Annotated in this window: 19 protein-coding genes; 12 read left to right on the top strand and 7 right to left on the bottom strand. The window is 70.0% G+C overall.

Features of this window, described 5'->3' with window-relative positions; genetic code table 11:
• Nucleotides 1-2,001: a YhgE/Pip family protein gene (locus tag ABD908_RS16715; RefSeq protein ID WP_344997958.1), complete on the top strand. Its 2,001-nt coding sequence runs from the start codon at nt 1-3 to the stop codon at nt 1,999-2,001.
• A gap of 6 nt (nt 2,002-2,007) precedes the next feature.
• On the opposite strand, the gene ABD908_RS16710 is transcribed toward ABD908_RS16715, so the two are convergent.
• Entirely contained in the window at nt 2,008-2,646 is a 639-nt protein-coding gene (locus ABD908_RS16710; RefSeq protein WP_344997956.1) for a DUF4386 domain-containing protein, read from the bottom strand.
• 53 nt (nt 2,647-2,699) lie between these two features.
• Between ABD908_RS16710 and ABD908_RS16705 the strand changes: the two genes are divergently transcribed.
• Complete coding sequence (locus tag ABD908_RS16705; protein ID WP_344997954.1) at nt 2,700-3,173, top strand: MarR family winged helix-turn-helix transcriptional regulator; 474 nt, start codon at nt 2,700-2,702, stop codon at nt 3,171-3,173.
• A 58-nt stretch (nt 3,174-3,231) separates the two neighbouring features.
• On the top strand, nt 3,232-4,419 hold the full coding sequence (locus ABD908_RS16700) for an acyltransferase family protein (protein WP_344997952.1): 1,188 nt from the start codon (nt 3,232-3,234) through the stop codon (nt 4,417-4,419).
• 56 nt (nt 4,420-4,475) lie between these two features.
• On the opposite strand, the gene ABD908_RS16695 is transcribed toward ABD908_RS16700, so the two are convergent.
• On the bottom strand, nt 4,476-5,759 hold the full coding sequence (locus ABD908_RS16695) for an acetyl-CoA C-acetyltransferase (protein WP_344997950.1): 1,284 nt from the start codon (nt 5,757-5,759) through the stop codon (nt 4,476-4,478).
• 111 nt (nt 5,760-5,870) lie between these two features.
• On the opposite strand from ABD908_RS16695, the gene ABD908_RS16690 reads away from it, so the two are divergent.
• Both ABD908_RS16690 and ABD908_RS16685 read left to right on the top strand, forming a co-directional pair.
• Nucleotides 5,871-7,229, top strand: a complete 1,359-nt coding sequence (locus ABD908_RS16690) for a 3-oxoacyl-ACP reductase (RefSeq protein ID WP_344997948.1) — start codon at nt 5,871-5,873, stop codon at nt 7,227-7,229.
• 1 nt (nt 7,230) lies between these two features.
• The gene (locus ABD908_RS16685; RefSeq protein WP_344997946.1) at nt 7,231-8,115 is read left to right on the top strand and encodes a MaoC/PaaZ C-terminal domain-containing protein; all 885 of its coding nucleotides are present in this window, start codon (nt 7,231-7,233) and stop codon (nt 8,113-8,115) included.
• A gap of 52 nt (nt 8,116-8,167) precedes the next feature.
• Here ABD908_RS16685 and ABD908_RS16680 read toward each other — a convergent pair whose 3' ends face one another.
• Nucleotides 8,168-8,620, bottom strand: coding sequence for a MarR family winged helix-turn-helix transcriptional regulator (locus ABD908_RS16680; protein ID WP_344997944.1), 453 nt, complete (start codon nt 8,618-8,620; stop codon nt 8,168-8,170).
• A 52-nt stretch (nt 8,621-8,672) separates the two neighbouring features.
• Between ABD908_RS16680 and ABD908_RS16675 the strand changes: the two genes are divergently transcribed.
• Entirely contained in the window at nt 8,673-9,755 is a 1,083-nt protein-coding gene (locus ABD908_RS16675; RefSeq protein WP_344997942.1) for a substrate-binding domain-containing protein, read from the top strand.
• 9 nt (nt 9,756-9,764) lie between these two features.
• Here the strand turns inward: ABD908_RS16675 and ABD908_RS16670 are convergent, their stop codons facing one another.
• A complete protein-coding gene (locus tag ABD908_RS16670) occupies nt 9,765-11,468 on the bottom strand; it encodes a purine-cytosine permease family protein (RefSeq protein WP_344997940.1) in 1,704 nt (567 codons plus the stop codon).
• Nucleotides 11,469-11,705: 237 nt separating this feature from the next.
• On the opposite strand from ABD908_RS16670, the gene ABD908_RS16665 reads away from it, so the two are divergent.
• The gene (locus tag ABD908_RS16665; protein WP_344997938.1) at nt 11,706-12,011 is read left to right on the top strand and encodes an FmdB family zinc ribbon protein; all 306 of its coding nucleotides are present in this window, start codon (nt 11,706-11,708) and stop codon (nt 12,009-12,011) included.
• A 19-nt stretch (nt 12,012-12,030) separates the two neighbouring features.
• Nucleotides 12,031-13,284, top strand: coding sequence for a formamidase (gene fmdA / locus ABD908_RS16660; protein WP_344997936.1), 1,254 nt, complete (start codon nt 12,031-12,033; stop codon nt 13,282-13,284).
• A gap of 31 nt (nt 13,285-13,315) precedes the next feature.
• Here the strand turns inward: fmdA and ABD908_RS16655 are convergent, their stop codons facing one another.
• Nucleotides 13,316-13,921: a TetR/AcrR family transcriptional regulator gene (locus ABD908_RS16655; protein WP_344997979.1), complete on the bottom strand. Its 606-nt coding sequence runs from the start codon at nt 13,919-13,921 to the stop codon at nt 13,316-13,318.
• Between the two features lie 75 nt (nt 13,922-13,996).
• Nucleotides 13,997-15,181 (bottom strand): glycoside hydrolase family 3 N-terminal domain-containing protein, encoded by a 1,185-nt coding sequence (locus ABD908_RS16650; RefSeq protein ID WP_344997934.1) that lies wholly within the window; start codon nt 15,179-15,181, stop codon nt 13,997-13,999.
• A 169-nt stretch (nt 15,182-15,350) separates the two neighbouring features.
• On the opposite strand from ABD908_RS16650, the gene ABD908_RS16645 reads away from it, so the two are divergent.
• Nucleotides 15,351-16,298 carry a cytochrome c oxidase assembly protein gene (locus tag ABD908_RS16645; protein ID WP_344997932.1) on the top strand — a complete coding sequence of 316 codons (948 nt, stop codon included), beginning with the start codon at nt 15,351-15,353 and terminating at the stop codon, nt 16,296-16,298.
• Nucleotides 16,299-16,369: 71 nt separating this feature from the next.
• Here the strand turns inward: ABD908_RS16645 and ABD908_RS16640 are convergent, their stop codons facing one another.
• Nucleotides 16,370-17,137, bottom strand: coding sequence for a hypothetical protein (locus ABD908_RS16640; protein WP_344997930.1), 768 nt, complete (start codon nt 17,135-17,137; stop codon nt 16,370-16,372).
• A gap of 151 nt (nt 17,138-17,288) precedes the next feature.
• On the opposite strand from ABD908_RS16640, the gene ABD908_RS16635 reads away from it, so the two are divergent.
• The 3 genes from ABD908_RS16635 to ABD908_RS16625 all read left to right on the top strand — a co-directional run.
• Nucleotides 17,289-17,795: a universal stress protein gene (locus tag ABD908_RS16635; RefSeq protein WP_344997928.1), complete on the top strand. Its 507-nt coding sequence runs from the start codon at nt 17,289-17,291 to the stop codon at nt 17,793-17,795.
• Between the two features lie 24 nt (nt 17,796-17,819).
• Entirely contained in the window at nt 17,820-18,020 is a 201-nt protein-coding gene (locus ABD908_RS16630) for a DUF2613 family protein (RefSeq protein ID WP_344997926.1), read from the top strand.
• Nucleotides 18,007-22,015 (top strand): alpha-(1->3)-arabinofuranosyltransferase domain-containing protein (locus tag ABD908_RS16625; protein ID WP_344997922.1); only part of this gene is annotated, 4,009 nt, incomplete at its 3' end. The genes ABD908_RS16630 and ABD908_RS16625, both read left to right, overlap by 14 nt.

Here is a 22,015-nt window from a genome sequence, read left to right as displayed (position 1 = left end):
ATGCTTGCTGGACTCGCATTCGGTTCGGAGATCAAGCGTTTCGGCCGGAGCCGCATGACACGCGCGGCGATCGTCGTGCTGATGCTGCTGCCGCTGGTGTACGGCGCCCTGTACCTGTGGGCGTTCTGGAACCCCTTCGGGAACGTGAACAAGATGCCCGTGGCGCTCGTGAACGCGGACCGCGGCACCGTCGTCGCCGGCCAGCAGATCGACGCCGGCGCCGAGGTCGCCAAGAGCCTCACCGCAGACGGGAGCCTGGACTGGCACGTGGTCGACGAGTCAGCGGCGCGCAGCGGCGTGAAGGACGGCAAGTACTACTTCATGGTGGAGCTGCCGCCGAACTTCAGCGAGGCCATCGCGTCGCCGCTGACCGGTAAGCCGCAGAAGGCCGACCTGATCGCGATGTACAACGACGCCAACAACTACATCTCGTCGACCATCGGGCAGACGGCGGTCGGCCAGATCCTCAACGCGGTGTCGACCCGGATCTCCGGACAGGCGGTCAATCAGGTTCTGTCCGTGGTGATCTCGGCAGGGTCGGGGATCAAGCAGGCGGCCGACGGTGCCAAGCAGCTCGCCGACGGTGCGACCCAGCTCGACACGGGCATCGGGCAGGCCGACGACGGTGCCGGGCAGCTCGCGTCCGGCCTGGACACCGCCCGGTCGGGTTCCGCGCAGCTCGCGAGCGGCGCGAAGCAGCTCTCCGACGGCATCGACCAGGCCACCGATCCGCTGCTGGCGGTGACCAAGGCGCTCTCGCTACTGGGCGGCAACACCGCGCAGCTGCAGCAGGGCGCGACGGCGATCGCGGCGGCGGCCGACCAGATGGGCGCGCTCTCGACCGCGCAGGACACCACGGCCACCGTGTTGGCGTCCGTGATCCGGCAGCTGACCGCGAGCCGGGACCCCGTGGCCCGGGGCGCCGCAGCGAGCCTCAGCCGGCTGCAGGGGCAGCTGGCTCAGCACAGCTTCACACCGGCGCTCCGCCAGCAGATCGCGGCCGCGCAGACGGGCGCGATCGCCCTCACCTCGGCGCTGCGCACGCCCGGCAGCCCACTGCAGACCGCGCTCGACCAGGCGGCCGCCACCGGCACGCAGCTGACGGGCAAGCTGAACCAGCTGCGGGACGGCGCACACCAGTTGGCCGCCGGCAACGCGCAGCTCGCCAGCGGGATCGTCCAGCTCGACAACGGCGCGAAGCAGCTGAAATCCGGTACCGCGCAGCTCGAGGCGGGCTCCACGAAGCTCGCGGCGGGCAACACCGAGCTGGCCACCAAGCTGGCCGACGGCGCCAAGGCCGTGCCGAACTGGTCGCCCCAGCAGAAGGACGCCATCGCCGACACGATCGGCGGGCCGGTGTCGCTGAAGGCGACGCACGAGAACGCCGCCGGCAACTTCGGTACCGGCATGGCGCCGTTCTTCCTGACACTGGCTCTGTTCTTCGGCGCGCTGGTGCTGTGGATGGTGCTGCGTCCGTTGCAGACCCGACCGATCGCCGCGGAGGTGCTGGCGATCCGCGTGGTGCTGGCGAGCTACCTCCCCGCGGCCGCCATCGCCGTCCTCCAGGCAGTGATCCTGTACTGCGTGGTCCGGTTCGCCCTCGGGCTGACGCCGCAACACCCCGGATGGATGCTCGCCTTCATGGTGCTGGTGTCACTGACGTTCGTCGCTGCCACCCAGGCGATCAACGCGTTGGTCGGCCCCGCGGTGGGCCGCGTGCTGATCATGGCGCTGCTGATGCTGCAGTTGGTCAGCTCCGGCGGCATGTATCCCGTGGAGACCACGTCGAAACCGTTCCAGGTGCTGCACCACTACGACCCGATGACATACGGCGTCAACGGTCTGCGGCAGCTGGTGCTGGGCGGCATCGACTACCGACTGTGGCAGGCGGTGATCGTACTGTTCGGGATTTGGGCGCTGGCGCTGGCGATCTCGTGCCTGTCCGCGCGCCGGAACCGGCTGTGGAACCTCACCCGGCTGCTACCGGCGATCAAGATCTGACGGCGGTCACGCTCGCCGTGACCACCGTGCCGGCACGTCGTGCCGGCTCCGCGGGAGGCGGAACCCGACGATGGCCAGCCAGATCAGGCCGACGAATCGCGCGATCGGCAACAGCGCGTCGAAGCCGCTCCAGACGAGCGCAAGGAACGACACCTCACCGATCACGGCCAGTACGAGACCGCTCCAGGCCAGCCACCGCGGCACGAGCCGCAGGATGATGCTCGGCACCGCGATGCCGGCGATCAGTAGACCGAGTCCACCGACCATGCCGACACCGCCCAGCGCGAAGCCGATGTCCGTCATCAGGTGATCCACGACCACTGGTAGGGCGTCGGCCCGGCTCTGCGCCCACGAGACCAGGCCGGATGCGGCACCGAGGATCGATGCCGTCATGCCGCCGAAGAAGCTGATGTTCGGGCCTGGCACTCGAATCCCCAGGCGCAGCAGGCGCGCGTACATCGTGGCGGCGTAGATGCCCAACGGCACCGAGGCGGCGAACACGAACACGCCCTGCCAGCGGTCCGAGTCGTTCGCATGAGCGATCACCGAAGCGATGGTCGCGGCCAGGGTGATGAGGGCGAGGACGCCGGCCGGTGGCCCGTCGGGGCGGCGACGGGAGCGGACGGACGCCTGGATATCATTCATGGAATTGATTATTCATACTATGAATGATTACGTCAATGCATTAGCCTGAGGGTATGCAGCCCCAGAAGCGCCCGGCCCGTATCGGCTTCCTGCTGGCCCAACTCGGGGCCCATGCCGCCGATCTCTTCACCGAACAACTGAGGGAGATCGGGATCACGTCTTCCGAAGCCGGGGTGATCCGGATCCTGGCCCGTACGCCCGGGATGACCCAGCGGGAACTGGCCACCAAGTCGGGCGCGACGCAGAGCCGGGTGGTGGTACTGATCGACGGCCTGGAGCGCAAGGGGTTGGCGTTGCGGACCCGCAGTGAGACCGACCGGCGGATTCAACACCTCGACCTCACGGACGCCGGGCGAGCACTACTCCCCTCGCTGCGTCGTGCCGCCGAGGCACAGGAAGCCGCGCTCACCGACCGCCTCACCCCTGAGCAGAAGAACGACCTGTATGAGTTGCTGTCCGCCCTGTCCGGTGGCCTAGACCTCGATCGAGACGTCCATCCGGGATACCGCGACAACTCGCGTGACTGAGAACGGCACCCGGCGCCGCACCGTCGAGCCGCCCCGACCGAGGGCTATCGTTCTCGTCGTGAGCACGGCCGCCTTCGCGCACCAGCACTCGCGCCTATCGGAGGCACGGCTACGGGGCGACGGGTCGTCCCGTGTCGACACACTCACCGGCATGCGGGCGGTGGCCGCGTTGGCGGTATGCGTGAACCACGCCGCGTTCTGGGCGGGCGGCTTCACCGCGGACTGGCGGGGCTCCGCATTCGCGCGGCTCGAGGTCGCGGTGCCGTTCTTCTTCGTGCTCTCGGGTTTCCTGCTGTTCCGCCCGTGGGTCACCACAGCGCGCAGCGCGGGGCCGGCACAGGCGGGCGGGCCGGCACCGTCGGTGCGTCGGTACCTGACCCACCGCGCCTGGCGGGTGCTCCCCGCGTACTGGACGGTGATCACCGTCGTCTACCTGATCTACACGGTGCGCGTCGACCTGAACAGCTCGGGCCGCGGCTACGGCGGCTATCTGCGCCACATGCTGTTCATCCAGGTGTACGGGCCCGGGCACGTCAAGGACGGCCTGACGCAGACGTGGAGCATGTGCGTGGAGGTGGTCTTCTATCTCGCGCTGCCGCTGTTCGGCTGGTTGCTGCTCCGGCTGTGCCGCACCGGCTTCCGAGTGTGGCGGGCGCTGGGGATGCTGGCGGTGGTCGGCGCCTGCTCGCTCGGCTGGGTCGCCTTCACGTGCGGCACCGACGTGCTGAACCAGACCGCGCGGGTGTGGCCGCCCACCTACGCGGTGTGCCTCGCGGCGGGGATGGCGCTCGCGCTGGTGCCCGCCGGCAGGCGGATCCCGACGGTGGCCGTGTGGGGCTGCGTCGCGACCGCCGCGGCGATCTACGCGCTACTGCTGACCCGACTGGTGGGGCCGATCGACCTGGCCCGGCCGACGGCGGTGCAGGGCGCGGCGAAGCTGGGACTGGAGGCCGCATTCGGTGCGGCGGTGGTGGCCGCCGCCGCGTTCTCCTCCGGGCGGGGCGTCGCGTCGCGGCTGCTGGCCGTGCGGCCGATGGTGTGGCTGGGCGACATCAGCTACGAGTACTACATGATCCATGTGATGGCACTGGACATCGTGGTGCGCAACATCTTCCATTGGCACCTGTTCTCCGGGAACACCGTGGCGATCGTCGTGGTCACGTCGGCGATCACGGTGCCGCTGTCGTGGGCGCTGCACCGGTCGGTGCTGTGGCTGCGAGCGAATATGCGGCGGCACACCGCCTGAAGCGACCGCGCCGCGACCCGATTCCTCGGGCCGCGGCGTGGTCACGAAAGGTGCTGCTACCCCTCGATGATGGCGGTGATCCCCTGGCCGCCGGCGGCACAGATGGAGATCAGCGCGCGGCCGCCCCCGTTCTCGTGGATCTGCTTCGCGACGGAGGCCACGATGCGCCCGCCGGTCGCCGCGAACGGGTGGCCCGCGGCGAGCGACGAACCGTTCACGTTGAGCTTGCTGCGGTCGATCGAGCCCAGCGGCTTGTCCAGCCCCAGGCGCACGCGGCAGTACTCCTCGGACTCCCATGCCTGCAGGGTCGCCAGCACCACCGACGCGAAGGCCTCGTGGATCTCGTAGAAGTCGAAGTCCTGCAGCGTCAGGCCGTTGCGCGCCAACAGCTTCGGCACCGCGTAGGTGGGCGCCATGAGCAGCCCGTCGGGACCGTTCACATAGTCGACCGCGGCGTACTCGACGTCGGTCAGGTGCGCGAGCACCGGGATGCCCTTGGCGGCGGCCCACTCGTCGGAGGACAGCAGCACCGTCGACGCACCGTCGGTGAGCGGCGTGGAGTTGCCCGCCGTCATCGTGGCGTCCCCGAGTGAGACACCGAAGACCGGATTCAGCGTGGCCAGCTTCTCGACGGTGGAGCCCGGCCGCAGGTTGTCGTCGCGGGTGAGCCCGAGGTACGGCGTGATGAGGTCGTCGAAGAAGCCGCGGTCGTAGGCCTTGGCCATGTTGACGTGCGACAGGTAGGCGAGCTCGTCCTGCTCGGCGCGGCTGACGCCGAACTCCTTGGCCGTGATGGCCGCGTGCTCGCCCATCGACATGCCGGTGCGTGGCTCTCCGTTACGCGGGATGTCGATGCCCAGGTTGGCGGGGAGCTTGCCGAGCAGCTTGACCCGGTCGAACGGGGTCTTGGCCCGGTTGACCTCGAGCAACACCTTGCGCATGCCCTCGGACACGCCGATGGGCGCGTCGGAGGTGGTGTCGACGCCGCCGCCCACGGCCACGTCGTAACGGCCCAGCCAGATGCCCTCGGCCGCGGCGTTGATCGCCTGCAGGCCGGTCGCGCAAGCCTGCTGCACGTCGAACGCCGGAGTGTAGGGGCTGAGCGGGCTGCCGAGCACGCTCTCACGGATCAGGTTGAAGTCGCGGCTGTGCTTGAGCACCGCACCACCGACGACGGTGCCGAGCTGCTCGCCCTGGAGGTTGAATCGGCTGACGAGGCCGCCCAGGGCGGCGGTGAACATATCCTGGTTGGAGGCCTTGGCGTACGCCCGGTCTGATCGGGCGAACGGAATCCGGTTGCCGCCCAGGATCGCGACGGGCCGAGTGGTGGTGTTGACCACGGAGCATCTCCCATGTGAGTCGGTCACTGCTACTACCGAGTATTCTTACTCTGGAGTAAGTTGCTTTGTCGATAGTGTATCTCCAACGCCACACGGATGAGGAAACCCCACATGGCAGACGCACCCAGCACGGACTTCTACGCGAGCTTCGTGAAGTCGGGCCCCGGTTCGTTCCTGGCGAGCCGTCTCGGCCTCCCGCAGCCCCCCACCCTCCGCCGCTATCAGGCAGGCAAGCCGCCGCTCGCCGGCCCCGTCCTGCTCAGCGGCACCGGACGCCTCGTCGAGCCCGTCCGTGAGCTGTTGGCCGGCTACGACCTCGTGGTCAACAACGCCGGCGGCAAGAACGCGGAGAAGCTCGGCGGCGCCGTCTTCGACGCCACCGGCATCACCTCGATCGACCAGCTGGTGGGCCTGTTCGAGTTCTTCTCCCCGCAACTGCGCTCGCTGGCGAACAGCGCCCGCCTGGTCGTGCTGGGCACCACGCCGGAGCTGATCTCCGATCCCGCCGAGCACATCGCGCAGCGCTCGCTGGAGGGCTTCACCCGCTCCGTCGCCAAGGAGCTCCGCAACGGCGCGACCGCCCAACTGGTGTACGTGCACCCCGAGGCCCCCACCGGCGTCTCCGGCCTCGGCTCCACGCTGCGCTTCCTGCTGTCGGGCAAGTCGGCCTACGTGGACGGCCAGGTGATCCGGGTGTCCGACAAGGAGGCGCCCGCGCCCGCCGACTGGGACAAGCCCCTCGCCGGCAAGATCGCCCTGGTGACCGGAGCCGCCCGAGGCATCGGAGCCACCATCGCCGAGGTGCTCGCGCGCGACGGTGCCCACGTGATCGTCGCCGACATCCCCGCTGCGGGCGAGGCCCTGTCCGCCGTGGCCAACAAGGTGTCGGGTACCGCGCTCCCGCTGGACGTCACCGCCGACGATGCCGGCCGCAAGGTCGCCGAGCACGTCAAGGCCCGGTACAACGGTCTGGACATCATCGTCAACAACGCCGGCATCACCCGGGACAAGCTGCTCGCCAACATGGACGAGGGTAGGTGGAACGCCGTGGTGGCGGTGAACCTGAAGGCGCCCATCCGGCTCGTCGACTCGCTGCTCGAGGAGGACGCGCTGCGCTCCGGCGGCGCCGTGGTGGACGTGTCGTCGATCGCGGGCATCGCGGGCAACCGCGGCCAGACCAACTACGGCACCACCAAAGCCGGCGTCATCGGCATCGTGGACGCCTACAAGTCGATCCTCGCCGCCAAGGGCATCACCATCAATGCCGTGGCGCCCGGCTTCATCGAGACGGCGATGACCGCCGCTATCCCGCTCGCCACCCGCCAGGCCGGCCGCCTGATGAACTCGCTCCAGCAAGGCGGACAGACGATCGACGTGGCCGAGACCGTGTCGTACTTCGCGGCACCGTCGTCGGCGGCCGTGACGGGCAATGTGGTCCGCGTGTGCGGGCAGAGCCTGCTGGGGGCCTGAGATGGGCGAGAACGTGACCATTCTGTCGGGGCCGCCGTCCAGCCTCGGCATCATGGCGCGCGGGCTGCGCGGCATCCTGCCGATCGTGGGCAAGAAGGGCCGGCTCACCCCGGAGACCGAACTGCCCACGCGCAGCGTCGGTCTCGACGTGGTGGTGGACGCGGACCGGGTGACCGAGTACTGCGAAGTCACCGGGCTGCGCAACAGCGGCGGAGTGCCGATCATGTACCTCTACGTACTGTCGTTCCCGCTCATCATGGAGTTGTTCCTGGCCGACGACTTCCCCGCCGCCGCAGTGGGTTCCGTGCACGTCGAGAACACGATCACGCGTCGTCGCGCGGTGCGGATCGGCGAGCGGCTGACGCTGCGCACGTCGGTCGGCAACCTGCGGGAACACCGCAAGGGCATGCTGATCGACTTCGTCACCGAGTTCACCGACGAGGCAGGCGGATCCGTGGCCTCCGAGGTCTCGACGATGCTGATCCAGCAGCGCACGTCGCTGTCCGACGAGCCCGCGCCGGAGCCGGCCAAGCAGGTCAAGCCCGGCCCGCCGGACGCGTACCTGTCAGTCGACGGAGGCCTGATCCGCCGGTACGCCGCGGTGGGCGGTGACCGCAACCCGATCCACATGTCCCCGTTGGGCGGCAAGGCATTCGGCTTCCCGTCGTCGATCGCGCACGGCGCGTGGACGGCCGCCGCGATCCTGCGCCTGCTCGAGGGCAGAATTCCGGACGCCGCGACGTATCACGTGCGGTTCGGCAAGCCGGTGGTGCTCCCGTCGCGGATCGCCTTGTACAGCAAGAAGATCGACGGCGGCTGGGAGATCGTCGCGCGGGACCGGAAGAAGGGTTACCCGCACGTCACCGGCACCGTCGTCGCTCTGTAGGAGGACCGACTACGAAGCCCGCGAGGTGTGTCCTCGCGGGCTTCGTAGTCGATCAGCCGCGGATCGTGGTGGTCGACATCCCACGCCGCGCCGGCTTCGTCGTGAGAGCCCGCACCGCGTCCGTGATATCGCTGCTGGCCTCGGCGAGTCCAGCGAGTCCGCCGTCGACCAGGGCGGCCGACATGCGCTCGTGTTCCGCGACTCCGCGCCGAGTGGGAAACACCAGGACCCGTCGACGATCGAGATCGTCGACCTTGCGAAACACCAGATTGTCGGCGATCAGCGCGTCGATCAGCCGGGTCAGGCTGGCGCCGTTCAGGACGGTCGCTTCAGCCAACTGGGACATCGCGAGACCGGATTCACCGACGATCGCGTCGAGGACGTGCCATCGCCCTACGCCCTGATCCCCGAGGCAGGTGACGATCGCAGCATCCAGGTCGTGCGACGCTCGTCGAAGCACTCGAGCCAAGTCCGACAGCTTCCCCAACTCGGTGCTACGGTCCACATCGAGAGACTATACAGCGCCGTATGGGAAAATTTCGGATGAAAGAATACCCGTGGAGCCGTCGCACACCTCCCGCCACCGCCGCGACACCGTCGAAATCGCTCTCGTGGTCCCGCTCAGCGGTCCCGCCGGCATGTTCGGCCCCTCCTGTGAGGCGTGCGGGCAGCTGGCGGTCGACGATCTGAACGCTGCCGGCGGGATTCTCGGCCGGCGGGTGCGGTTACATCCCATCGACGCGGGATCCGAATTGCCCAGGCTCGCCGCACGAATCGACTACCTGGTGGCCAGCGGCCGGATCGACGGAGTGGTCGGGTGGCACCTGTCGAACGCGCGGCGGGCCATCACCCCGGTGACGGCCGGGCGGGTGCCGTACGTCTACACCACCTTCTACGAGGGTGGCGAGCGGTCCGACGGGGTCTACATGGTGGGTGAGACGCCGGAACAGCAGCTCTTTCCGGCGATCCGGTGGCTGCGCGACGAATTGGGACTGACCCGGTGGTTCATCGTGGGGAACGACTACGTGTGGCCGCGCGAGACCGCACGCGCGGTGCGCGACTGCGCCGCGGACTGCGGGATCGATGTGGCGGGCGAGGCGTTCCTTCCGCTCGCCGGGCGGGACTTCGGTCCGGCGATCGCGGCGATCCGCGGGTCGTCGGCGCGTGGCGTGCTGTTACTGCTGGTAGGCGCCGACTGCGCCGCGTTCAACGTCGCGTTCGCCGATGCCGGATTGGACGAGTCCCGCATCCGGCTGTCGATGATGGTCGGGGAGGACGTGCTCTACGCGGGCGGCGCGGCGAGCGCACGCGGCCTCTACACTGCGAGCGGATACTTCGAGCAACTCGTGTCCGAGGAGAGCATGTCGTTCGGGGTGCGGTATGCCGATGCACTCGGGGTCGCCGCCCCGGCGCTGACCAACATCGGCGAGTCCTGTTACGAAGGCCTGCTGCTGTTCGCGTCGCTGGTCGAAGCCGCCCGCAGCCTCGATGTACGGGCGATCGAGCGCACCGCGGGCCGAGTGGGCTACCACGGGCCGCGCGGTGCGGTCCACGTTCAGGGGACACACACCACGCAGCCCGTCTACCTCGCCAGCGCCGAGGAACTCGACTTCGTCATCCGCACCGAACTGTCGCCATGAGCGGCGGCGTCATTCCACCGGCGCCGTCTCGCGCAGTCCCAGTTTGAGCGCGCTCACGGTGTCGCGGTATGCCGCCGACTGGCACTCCTCGTGACACGACTTCGTCAGCGTGCAGGTGAGCGAGGAGATCGGACCGCCGTGGAAGGGGCAGTCGTGCACCATGTCTGGCAACTCGTACCGATTGCCGTCGACCACGTCGAGCAGCGTCTGGCCCGCCCATAGCGGCTCCTTCTCGATCTCCTCGCGCAGCGGGTTCGGCCGCGCCAGGTAGTACTTGCCCTTCGTCACGATCGCGATGATCGGCGTGAGGACTACGGCGATGCCGAGCGCCAGGTAGGGAGACCACGCCTGCAACATCGGACCGAACGCCCCGAAGTAGGCGATGACCGATGCGACGGACCCGGCGAGCATGGACAGGAATCCGACCGGATTGATCGGATACAGGTACGCCCGCTTGAACTCGATGTAGGGCGGGCTGATCTTCAGGATCCCCTTGTTGATCACCAGGTCGGCCACGATGGCACCGACCCAGGCGATGGCGACGTTGGAGTAGAACCCGAGGATGGTGTTCAGCACCGCGAACATGTTGCCGAGCATGAGGGCGAGGGCGATCGCGATGTGCAGGCCCAACCAGACGACGCGCCCCGGGTGGATGTGCAACACCCTGCTGAAGAAGTTCGACCACGACAGTGAACCGGAGTAGGCGTTCGTCACGTTGATCTTCACCTGGGAGAGCAGCACCATGATCGTGGCCACCGTGAGTGCGGCCGCGTGGCTGTGCAGAACGGAGCCGTAGCCGCCGAGGAATTGTTCGATCGGTTCGGTGGCCCGAGTGAACCCGACCTGGCCGGCCACGTAGAAGGCCAGGAACGCACCACAGAGCTGCTTCGCCGCGCCGAGGATCACCCAGCCCGGCCCCGCCGCAAGGACCGCACCCCACCAGCGCAGCGGCGAGGTCTCCGACTTCTCCGGCATGAACCGCAGGTAATCCACCTGCTCCCCGATCTGTGCGATGAGCGACAGTGCGACGCCGGCACCGGAACCCACGGCGATGGCACTCACCCGGGCCGTTCCGCCGCTTCCGGACCACGACAGGAACTTCTCGAACGCCCCGGGATCGGTCGAAGCGATCATCACGAGCGGAGTCGCGAACAGGATCAACCACAGCGGCTGCGTCCACACCTGGAATCTGGCCAGCGCCGACATCCCGAACAGGACGAGCGGGATGATGATCAGCGACCCGATCACGTACCCCAGCGGCAGCGGTATATGGAACGCCAGCTTCATCGCCTGCGCCATGATCGACCCCTCGAGCGCGAAGAAGATGAAGCAGAAGCTGGCGTAGATCAGGCTGGTGAGGGTGGACCCGAAGTAGCCGAAGCCCGCGCCGCGCGTCAGCAGGTCCATGTCGAGGTTGTACTTGGCCGCGTAGTAGGCGATCGGGATGCCGGTGAGGAAGATCGTCACCGCGGCGACCAGGATCGCGATCACCGCGCTGGCGGCACCGTGACTCACGGCGACGGAGGCGCCGATCGAGTAGTCGGCGAGATAGGCGATGCCGCCGAGGGCGGCTACCGCGCAGGCCATGGGGCTCCAGCGGCGAAACGCCTTGGGCGCGTACCGCAACGAATAGTCCTCGATGTTGTCGCGGGCGGCCCAGTCCTGGAAGCGGGCCCACCTGCGGTCGGCGGTTGCCGGTGAATCAGCACTCATGATTGCGACCTCGTTAGCTCGGGCTGATGTGGCCGCGCCCCGGCTGCGGACGCGGTGCTTCGGACTCTAGGTGAGTTACTTCCACATGGATCTATTCCGAACGGTGATTTAACATGGCGGAGACATATCACCTTCTGCGATACCGCGATTTGACGCGATCGACACTTCGCCAAGCCTGAGTCGCCCTATATTGCAGTCATCCGAACTACATCCATCTGAAACTTATGAGAGCCGGTAATGCCTACCTACCTGTTCCGATGCCCCCGGTGCGGCGCCTTCGAGCGGGCCTATCCGATGGCCGACGTTCCGGCGCGCGCACCCTGTCCAGCCTGCCCAGGGGTCGGCCTGCGCCGGCCGACCTCCCCCGCGTTGATCGCCCCGGGATCGGCCGTAGTCCGGCTGATCGACGCGACCGAGCGAACCGCACATGAGCCGGACGTGGTGGGCGCGCCGCCGCGACCGACCACCACGGCAGCAGCCGGTCCGCACCGACGCCCCGCGATCACTCGAAACCCATTGCACCACAAGCTTCCCCGACCCTGAACACGAAAGGACCACTGCGATGCCCGAGCTGCTGTTCCCCCTCGATTCCAGCAAGAAGTTCACTGAGCAGGAACTCGTCGGACACAACCGCTGGCACCCCGACATTCCGGCGGTGGTCACGGTCAAACCCGGTGACGAGTTCCGCGTGGACGTCCGGGAATGGTTCGACGGCGCCATCCACAACGACGACAGCGCCGATGACGTCCTCAACGCTCCGCTCAGCACGGTCCACTGCCTGTCCGGGCCCTTCGCGGTAGAGGGTGCGCAGCCCGGCGATCTGTTGATCGTCGACATCCTCGACATCGGGCCGATCCCGCAGGAGGACGCCGGCCCGCTCGCCGGCCAGGGGTGGGGGTACACCGGAATCTTCTCCACCGACAACGGGGGCGGCTTCCTCACCGAGCAGTTCCCCGACGCGTACAAGGCGATCTGGGACTTCTCCGGGCATACCGCCACGTCGCGACACGTCCCCGGCGTCGCGTTCACCGGGATCACCCACCCCGGACTGATGGGCACGGCACCGTCCGCCGAACTACTCGCGCGATGGAACTCGCGCGAGGGCGCCCTGATCGCCACCGACCCGCACCGGGTACCACCGCTGGCTCTGCCGCCGCTGCCGCAGGACGCGGTTCTCGGCTCGCTGACCGGCGCCGCCTTCACCCGCGCCGCCGCCGAGGCCGCGCGGACCGCGCCGCCGCGCGAGAACGGCGGAAACCAGGACATCAAGAACCTCACCCGCGGCAGCCGCGTCTTCTACCCCGTGTTCGTGCCGGGCGCGAACCTGTCGGTCGGCGACCTGCACTTCTCCCAGGGCGACGGTGAGATCACCTTCTGTGGCGCCATCGAGATGGGCGGCTTCATCGATCTGCGCGTCGACCTGATCAAAGACGGTATGAGTCGATACGGGGTCACGGAGAACGCCATCTTCATGCCCGGCAACGAGGGCCCCGACTACTCGGAGTATCTCGCCTTCTCGGGTACGTCCGTCACGTTGGACGGTGAGCAGCGCTACCTCGACTCGCAGCTCGCATTCCAACGCGCCTGCCTGCACGCCATCGACTACCTGGAGAAGTTCGGGTACAGCCGCGAGCAGGCCTACCTCCTGATCGGCGCAGCACCCATCGAGGGACGCTTCTCCGGAGTAGTGGACATCCCCAATTCGTGTGCAACCGTGTATATTCCGACAGCGATCTTCGATTTCCCGGTGGTTCCGTCGGCATCCGGACCGACGCGAATCGACCCCGGCAGAGGGGCCGCGCACTCCGCTCGCTGAGAACCCGGCATCCGCGGCGGCCGACTCGAACTCACCCCTTGGTGTCCGAGCGCTCGCCGCGGATGCCGCCCCAGATGAACGACCACATGATGTCCACGGCGCGGCTCAGCTCGACCATGCCGCTCGCCAGCCGGTCGGCGATCGCCTCGCCGGAGCCGACCAGCGCGACCGCGTACATCTCGAAGTCGGTGTCGGGCGGCGCATGCTTCGACGCCTCCTTGAGCAGCACGGCCGTCATGTCGACGACCCGCTCGCGGTTCGCGTGCGCGAGCGACGCGAACGCCGCCTGCCCGGTCGCCTCCCGGTACATCACGCGCCACGCGTCGCGGTTGGTGTCGACGTAAGCGAGGAAGCCCGCGATCACCGCGCGCAGCCGCTGCGACGCGGGCAGCGACGGGCTGGCGTCCACCTCGATCGCCTGCATGAACCGGCTCGCCTCCCGGCCGACGCATGCGGCGAACAGTTCGTCCTTGGAGCCGTAGTACAGGTACAGCATCGGCTTGCTGATATCCGCCTCGCGCGCCACAGCATCCATCGAGGTCTCATAGAAACCGTTGCGGGAGAACACCTTCACTGCGGCGTCCAGCATCTGCTGCTCACGCACCGCACGGGGAAGACGCTTCGTGCCACCGGCCAACCTGATGCCTCCCAACTGCTTCCCCAGAGTCTACGACACAACCCTACCGGCCGGTAAGTTAAACCCCGAACCGGTTCAGCAGTGCACGGCGTGCTTGGCCCGCGCGATCCGCAGCACGGACTCGTCGACGGCGTCGAGCGACAGCTGGTGCGTCTTCAGCGCTGCCTGCAGGGTGTCGAGCGTCTCCTCGATATGGTCCGTGGTGATCCACAACGCCATGTCGGCGCCGGCCTCGATCGCTTTGGCGGCGGCCTGCGGCACCGGGTACGTGTCGCTGATCGCGCCCATCCCGGACAGGTCGTCGGTGATGATCACGCCGGTGTGCGCCGGGGCGCCGTATCCGGCACCGTCGCGCAGCAACGTCATCGCGGCCGGGCTGAGGCTGGCCGGCAGCCCGCCCGTGAGGCCGGGCACGTCGAGGTGGCCCACCATCACGCCCGCGTCCTCGCCGGCGATCGCACGGAACGGCACCAGGTCGTCCGTCTTCATCTGGGCCAGCGGCGGCGTGGTCACCGCGCCCACATGCGAGTCACCCGACCCGTGGCCGTGCCCCGGGAAGTGCTTGTACACCGGATAGACGCCGGCCTCGCGCAGCCCCTCGGCGAAGGCCTTCGCGTACTTCACGACGGTGGCCGGGTCGTTCGAGAACGACCGGTCGCCGATGACGGCGTCGGCCGCCTCGTCGCTGACGTCGGCGTCCGGCGCGAGGTCGACCGTGATGCCCATCCCGGCCATCAGGGTGCCCACACGCTTCCCCTCCGCCTCGACCTGCGGCACCGTCATCGTCTGCGCCATGCTGCGGGCCGACTTCAGGTCCGCACCCGGGACCCGCGACACCCGGCCGCCCTCCTCGTCGACCGACACCATGACCGGCACCCGGCCCAGCTTCGAGATGCCGTCGATCGTGGACTTGGAGAAGATCGACTCGTCGGTCCAGCTGCCGATGAAGATGCCGCCCACGCCGTACCTGCGCACGGCGGCGCGCGCATCGGCGGGACCGGTGACGCCCACCATGAGCAGTTGCGCCAGGCGCCTGCGCACGGGCAGCGCACGCACGAACGCCGCCTCGGCCGCGCAGGTGGCGCCCGCGATCGGCGCGAGCGGCCTGGACGCCGGCGACGCCGAGGTGGACGGCCGGGCCGAACTCGACGCGTCCGCACCCGGCAACGCCGACGGCGCCGAGACCTGCGACCCGCTCCCGCACGCCGAGATGGCCACGCAGGCGGCGAGGGCCGCGGCGGCAGCGGCCTTCCGAGTCACACGGGGAATCCGAGTCGCGCGAAGGATCGGCGTCACACGGGTCATAGGCACGGCGTCCAGTGTCGCAGACGGTGTGCGCGGCCGATCCGCGCGTTCGATCGGTTCGGTCATTTCACGACTATTCGCACGCCCGCGGCCCCGCCCTCGGCCCGCGGCGTAGCGTGCGCCCGTGAGCATCGCAATACCCCTGTCCGCGTGGGCGACCTGGCGGATCGACGCGCTCGGCATCGCCGCGGTGGTCGCCGCGCTCCTCTATCTCTGGGCCGCGGGGCGCACCCAGGGTCGGCTGCGGGTCCCCGGAGCGCGGCGCGCGGCATTCGTCGTCGGCTGCGTGGTGCTGGTGGTGATCAGCTGCGGGCCCGTCGGCGAGTACGCGCCCCGCCTGTTCTGGGTGCGTGCCCTACAGATCACCGTGCTGCTCTACCTGGTGCCGTTGGCGCTCACCGCGGGGACACCGGTCACCGTCGTCGCCGGGCTGCTGTCGCCCACGGCGCGGCTGCGCGGGCTGCACGCGCTGCGCGGCCCGATACCACGGATGCTCACCTACCCGGCCGTGACGTCCGGCCTGCTGCTCGTGACGCCCTGGGTGCTGCTGTTCACCGGCTGGAACATCGCGGCGATGACGCACCCCGCCCTGGACCTGCTGACGCGGCTGTTCCTGGTGGCCGCAGGGTTCGGCTACTACTACGCGCGCAGCCAGGCGGATCCGGTGCCGCGCCGCTTCCCGCAGAGCCTGTCGCTGGTGATCACGCTGGTCGAGTCGCTCGCCGACGGGGTCCTGGGGGTCGTGGTGTGGCTGGGCCCGGACATATACGCCGGCTACTACCGGTCGGTGGGGTTCACCGAGCACAGCCAGATGCGCGACTCCCAGATGATCGGCGCGGGCATGCTGTGGCTGCTGGCCGACGTGATCGGGCTGCCGTTCCTGATGATCCTCATGACAGCGCTGCGCCGCGAGGACGCCCGGCGCCAGGCCCGGGTGGACGCCGCGCAGGACGAGGCGGAGATGCGGGCGTCGCTGGGCACGGCACCGTCGGCGCCCGGGTCCGGCGCGCCCGACGGCGGTGCGCTGTGGTGGGAGAACGATCCGCGCTTCGCGGACCGCTTCCACCACTGAACCGATTCCACCGCTGGGCCGATTCCACCGCTGGGCTGATTCGGACACCGGGCGAGCGTTCCGCGGAACGCTCAGGACGCCTTCGCGGCCTTCGCGGTCGCGGTGACCAGCACCTGGTCGAACAGCCGCTGGTCCGGCTCGCCCGTGCTGCCGTTCTGCGTGACCGTCACCGTGTACGGGCCGACGGCCGCCCACGCGGTGAGCATGTGCGCGGCGGTGGTCCGTCCGCCGCTCACGGTGACGGTGTCCTGACGCACCGCGACAACCCGTGACGCCGCCGTCTGTGGCACGGCGACCGGCGTGTACGTGACGCGGGTCGCGCCCACGCCCTGGGCGGTGCGCACCGTCACCGTCACTGTCCGGCACTTGCCCGTGACGTTCTCGCTGACGTTCCCGAAGTCGGCCTTCTGCTTGACCACCGACTCGCTGATCGGTCCGGTGCCGGCCTGTCCCACCACGAGGCCCAGCGCACCGGTGTCGACCTTGCCGCCGAACGCGGACGGCTGCGCGCACCCGGCCGGGCTGAAGGTCGCACCCTCGGCGCGTCCCGACAGCTGGTTGGTGAGCTGCTCGAGCTGCGCGCCGCTGATCGGCAGGATGCGGATGCCGACCGGGAGCTCCGTCCCGGACAGCACGACCGACGCGGCGGGCGCGCCCTTCACGACCGACACCGCCGCCGGCACGAGCGAGTCGCCGGTCTCGACGCACGAGACCGCCTGCGGGGTCGAACTGCACGAGGCGAGCAACGCGGCGGATCCGAGGCACACCGCGGCGAGGCCGCCCCTGGCAGCTCGGCCGGTGTGCGGCGTGGACCTCGGGCGGGCGGTGCGGATGAACATTGGAGACCTCCGGTCGATGCCGAGTACGGCGACGAATCACTGATAACGTACGGCCGTACAGTACCGGCGAAACGGATACGCCCGGCGTAGGATTCAGACAGAGGGCCCAGTGGCCGGTCGAACCGGCCGTGACTGATCCGAGGTGGTCGCAATGACTGGTGTGTCAACGATCGTCATGATCGCGTACGACGGATCCGAGGACTCACGCCGGGCGGTCAAATACGCCGGCAAATTCCTCAACCGCGCCGACGACACCGTCCAGGCGGTGGTGGTCACGGCCTGGGAGTCCACCATCCACCAGGCGTCCCGGGTCTCCGCGATGTCCGGCGTGATGAGTCCGGGCGGCGCCGAGCCCGACTACCACGTCGTCGAGGATGCGCAACACGCGGCGGCCCTGAAGACCAACCGCGGCGGCGTCGAGCTCGCCCGTGCCGTGGGTCTGACGACGACCGGCGAGCTGGTCGAGGTGGCGTCCACCGTGTGGGCCGCGCTCGTCGCCGCCGCGGAGACCGCGAACGCCGACGTGATCGTCACCGGCAGCCGCGGCGAGACCGGCCTCAAGGCGCTGCTGCATTCCTCGACGTCGGAGCATGTGCTCAAGCACTGTAAGCGGCCCGTGCTGATCGTGCCGTCCGGCTGCACCGACATCGTCGAATAGCCCGGGTGTGTATCGTATGGCCTCGTGAAGCGCACCCCGATCATCGCCAGTGGCGTCGCCGCCGTGGCCGGCATCGTCGTCGCGATCGCTGTCACGCTGGTCAGCGGCACCGTCGTGACGCAGTCCAGCCCCACCACCAACCTCTCCTCGTTCGACGCGAAGAACGGGTTCTTGCAGGGCTCGCAGGACTACGGCTCCCGCGACAACACTGGTGCCAACCAGTAGTACCACCCCGCCGGACGATTTCGCGGCCGCGCCGCTTCCCCGCCGGTTCGGCGCCATCGCGTTCGTCGCGATCGCGGCACTGACCTTCCTCACCGCGCCCGGCCGGGTGACCGCGGACACGAAGGTCGACCTCACCGCCAACCCCGTCGGCTTCCTGTCCCGCGCGGCCAACGTCTGGTCCAGCCAGAGCCCCCTCGGGCAGGTCCAGAACCAGGCGTACGGCTACTTCTTCCCGCAGGGCTCGTACTTCGCGGCGCTGCACGTCGCCGGGGTGCCGCCCTGGGTCGCGCAGCGACTGTGGTGGTCGCTCCTGCTGTTCGCCGGCTTCTGGGGCGTGGTCCGCCTCGCCGAAGCCCTGCACACAGGCTCCCGCGGCTCCCGAGTGGTCGCCGCGACCGCGTTCGTGCTCTCTCCCCAGGTCCTGACGACGCTCGGCGCCATCTCCTCGGAGACCGCACCGGTGATGCTCGCGCCCTGGGTACTGCTGCCGGTGGTGCGTGCGCTCGACGGGCCGGGCGCAGCGGGTGGTGGCACAGCGGACGATCGAGCCCGGTCGCTGCGCGTGCTCGCGGCGCAGTCGGCGTGCGCGGTAGCGCTGATGGGCGCGGTGAACGCCGTCGCGACGGGCCTGGCCTGCTGCGTCGCCGCGGTCTGGTGGCTGCTGCGCCTGCCCCTGGGGAGCGGCGTCGACGCCGTCGCTCGGCGCCGCTTCGCGGTGTTCACCGCGTGGTGGGTGCCGTGCACACTGCTTGCGACGCTGTGGTGGATCGTGCCGCTGCTGGTCTTGGGCCGCGTCTCGCCGCCGTTCCTCGACTTCATCGAGTCGTCGCGCGCCACCACCGAGTGGACGTCGCTGCCGGAGGTGCTGCGCGGCACCGACTCGTGGTCGACGTTCATCAGTTCCGAGCGGCAGGCCGGGGCGATGCTCGCGACCACACCCGCGGCTGTGGTGACGACGGGGCTCGTGGCCGCCGCCGGCATCGCGGGACTCGCCATGCGCCGGATGCCGCACCGCGGGACGTGGACGGTGATCCTGCTGCTCGGCCTGGTCGGCATGGGCGCCGGGTACGTCGGCGGCCTCGGTTCGCCGGTCGCGGAGGCGGTGCGGCAGTTCCTCGACGCGGGCGGCGCGCCGCTGCGCAACGTGTACAAGCTCGAGCCGCTGGTGCGGCTGCCGCTGGTGCTGGGCATCGCCCACCTGCTGGCGCGGGCGCGGCTTCCCGGCACCGTCGGGCTGCGGGCGGCGCGCGCGGGGTTCGCGCACCCGGAGCGCAACCGCGTGACGGCCGGCGCCGTCGCGCTGATCGCCGTGGTGCTGCTGTCCGGTGGACTGGCATGGACCGGGCAGCTGGCACCGCGTGGGCCGTATCGCGCCATCCCCGACTACTGGTCGCAGGCGGCGGCATGGCTGGGCGATCACGCCGCCGGCTCCGCGCCCGGGCAGGCCCGCGCCGAGCGCGCGCTCGTGGTGCCGGGCGCGCCGTTCGGGGACCAGATCTGGGGACTCACCCGGGACGAGCCCCTACAGCCGCTGGCGACCACCCCGTGGGCGGTGCGCGACGCGATCCCGCTGACCCCGCCGGGCGCGATCCGCGCGCTCGACTCGGTGCAGCGGCTGCTGGCCGACGGCACCCCCGCGTCGGGCCTCGCGCCGACGCTGCTGCAGCAGGGCATCCGCTACGTGGTGCTGCGGGCCGACCTCGACCCGGACACGTCGCGGTCGGCGCGCCCCGCGCTGGCCCGCTACGCCCTCGAGCACTCCCCCGGGCTCACGCCGGTGGCCACGTTCGGCCCGGCGACCGCCCCGCGGACCGTCAAGGGCGTGGTCCTGGACTCCGGCCTGCGGGCCCCGATGCCCGCGATCACGATCTACCGGGTCGCCGCCGCCGGCGAGCCGGGCCCCGGGCCGTATCTCGCCGACCTCGCCGCGATGCCCCGCGTCGCGGGCGGACCGGAGGCGCTGCTCGGCCTGCAGGACGTCGCGACCGGGGCCGGCCGGGCGCCCCTCGGGCCCGCGCTGCTGACCGGCGACGCCGCGGCGGCGGGACTGCCGAGCAGTCCCGAGATCGTCACGGACACGCCAAAACTCCGCGAGACCGACTTCGGCCGGGTCGACGACCACAGCTCCGCGATCCGAGCCCCGGGCGAGCAGCGCCGCACGCTCAACCGCGCCGCCGACTACCCCGTCCCAGGCGCGGCACCCGTCGTCGGCAGGTGGGTGGGTGGGTGGGTCACCGCGTCCTCATCGGCCTCCGACGCGACGCAGCTCGGCGCGGTGCTGCCCGGCTCCGGACCGGCCGCGGCGGTCGACGGCGACCCCGACACCAGCTGGGTGTCGGGGGGACTCGACCACGCCGTGGGGCAGTGGCTGCAGCTGAACTTCGACCGACCCCGTCCAGGACTGGCGGTGACCGTGACCGTCGGGCGGGCACTGGGACCCGCCGTGACGCGGCTGCTGCTCACCACCGAGGCCGGCTCCGTGTACTCCGACCCGGTCCAGGTCGGCCGACCGCTCACGATCACGGCTCCGTCGGCGCCGACCCGGTGGGTGCGGATCACCGCAGCCGACACCGCCGACCACTCGTGGGGCGACCAGTTCGCGCTGTCGGAGGTCGCCGTGGTGGACACCGCGACCGGCCGGCCGATCGACGTCCGGCACGAGGTGGTGGTACCGCGGCCGGCCGCGCCCGTGGCGGCGTGGGTGTTCGGGCAGGACTCGGTGGGACGGACCGGGTGCGTGCCCACGCCCGCCGGTGCGGGCTCGGCGCAGGTCGACGGTCCCGTGCAGTGCGCCGACATCGCCCTGGGCACCGAGGAGCCCGGCGTGTTCACCCGCGACGTCACGGCGCCCGCGGCGCAGGACCTCACGCCCACGCTGACCCTGCGTCCCCGCCCCGGACAGGCGCTCAGCACGCTGCTGAGCGACCCGACGCACATCTCCTCGACGGCCGACTCGTCGGCGTCCGACAGCCGCGGGAACGGGTACGCCGCCACCGACGGCGACCCGGACACCAGCTGGACCGCCGTGCAGTCCTCGACCGATGCCGCAGCACCCAAGCCCGTACTGCACGTGCGCCTGCCGTCGGCGCAGCTGATCGCCGGGCTACGACTGCGGCTGCCGCTCGGACAGGCGCCCGCCCACCCCACGCTGATCGGCGTCGATCTGGGCACCGGACGTCAGGTGCGCAGGGTGACGAGCGGCGAGATCACGCTCGATCCCGCCGTGACCGACCAGGTCACGATCACCCTGCTGAAGTGGGACGACAAGCTGGATGTCAACTCCCTCGGATTCGCCGAGAAGATGCCACCCGGACTGGCCGAGGTCTCCGTACTGGGTGCCGACGGCCGACCGGCGCCCGGCACACAGCCCGCCGATCAGAACCGGGCCGTCACCGTCGGCTGCGACGCGGGGCCGACGCTCGACGTGGCCGGGCGGGTCACGCGGTTCCGCATCGACACCACCGTGCACGCCCTGCGGTACGGCGACCCGCTGCACGCCACGGCCTGCGACGCCGCGCCCGTGGCCCTGCCTGCGGGGGCGGCCACCGTCACCGTCCGGCCCGGGGCGGCGTTCAGTGTGGACACGCTCACGATGGCCCCCGCCGGGGATGGGCTGCAAGGAGATGTGCTGCAGGGGGCTGTGGACGCGACGGCGCCGACGCACGTGCTGGCGTGGACGCCCGCTCATCGCGAGGTCACCGTGGACCGCGCCGCGCACGATCGCGTGCTGATCGTTCCGGAGAGTGAGAACCCCGGCTGGGCGGCGACGGGGCCCGACGGCCGCGACCTGCGGGCGGTGACGGTGAACGGGTGGCAGCAGGGGTGGATCGTGCCCGCCGGCCTCGACGGTCCCGTGACCATGCGGTTCGCGCTCGACACGCCGTATCGCATCGGCCTGTTCGGCGGACTCGCGCTGCTCGTGGTGCTACTCGCCCTCGCGCTGGTGCCAGGGGCGCCGGGGCGGCGCGGCGGCGCTCTGCGCGCACGGCGCGCAC

It is taken from the genome of Tsukamurella soli (genome assembly GCF_039541155.1).
GTDB lineage: Bacteria > Actinomycetota > Actinomycetes > Mycobacteriales > Mycobacteriaceae > Tsukamurella > Tsukamurella soli.
Note: the sequence above shows the minus strand (reverse complement) of the source record. Positions and strands in the feature narration are given on the sequence as shown.

Coding starts and splice junctions, on each gene's coding strand:
- ABD908_RS16715 (WP_344997958.1), top strand. CDS start 1: ATGCTTGCTGGACTCGCATTCGGTTCGGAGATCAAGCGTTTCGGCCGG.
- ABD908_RS16710 (WP_344997956.1), bottom strand. CDS start 2,646: ATGAATGATATCCAGGCGTCCGTCCGCTCCCGTCGCCGCCCCGACGGG.
- ABD908_RS16705 (WP_344997954.1), top strand. CDS start 2,700: ATGCAGCCCCAGAAGCGCCCGGCCCGTATCGGCTTCCTGCTGGCCCAA.
- ABD908_RS16690 (WP_344997948.1), top strand. CDS start 5,871: ATGGCAGACGCACCCAGCACGGACTTCTACGCGAGCTTCGTGAAGTCG.
- ABD908_RS16685 (WP_344997946.1), top strand. CDS start 7,231: ATGGGCGAGAACGTGACCATTCTGTCGGGGCCGCCGTCCAGCCTCGGC.
- ABD908_RS16670 (WP_344997940.1), bottom strand. CDS start 11,468: ATGAGTGCTGATTCACCGGCAACCGCCGACCGCAGGTGGGCCCGCTTC.
- ABD908_RS16665 (WP_344997938.1), top strand. CDS start 11,706: ATGCCTACCTACCTGTTCCGATGCCCCCGGTGCGGCGCCTTCGAGCGG.
- fmdA (WP_344997936.1), top strand. CDS start 12,031: ATGCCCGAGCTGCTGTTCCCCCTCGATTCCAGCAAGAAGTTCACTGAG.
- ABD908_RS16640 (WP_344997930.1), bottom strand. CDS start 17,137: ATGTTCATCCGCACCGCCCGCCCGAGGTCCACGCCGCACACCGGCCGA.
- ABD908_RS16635 (WP_344997928.1), top strand. CDS start 17,289: ATGACTGGTGTGTCAACGATCGTCATGATCGCGTACGACGGATCCGAG.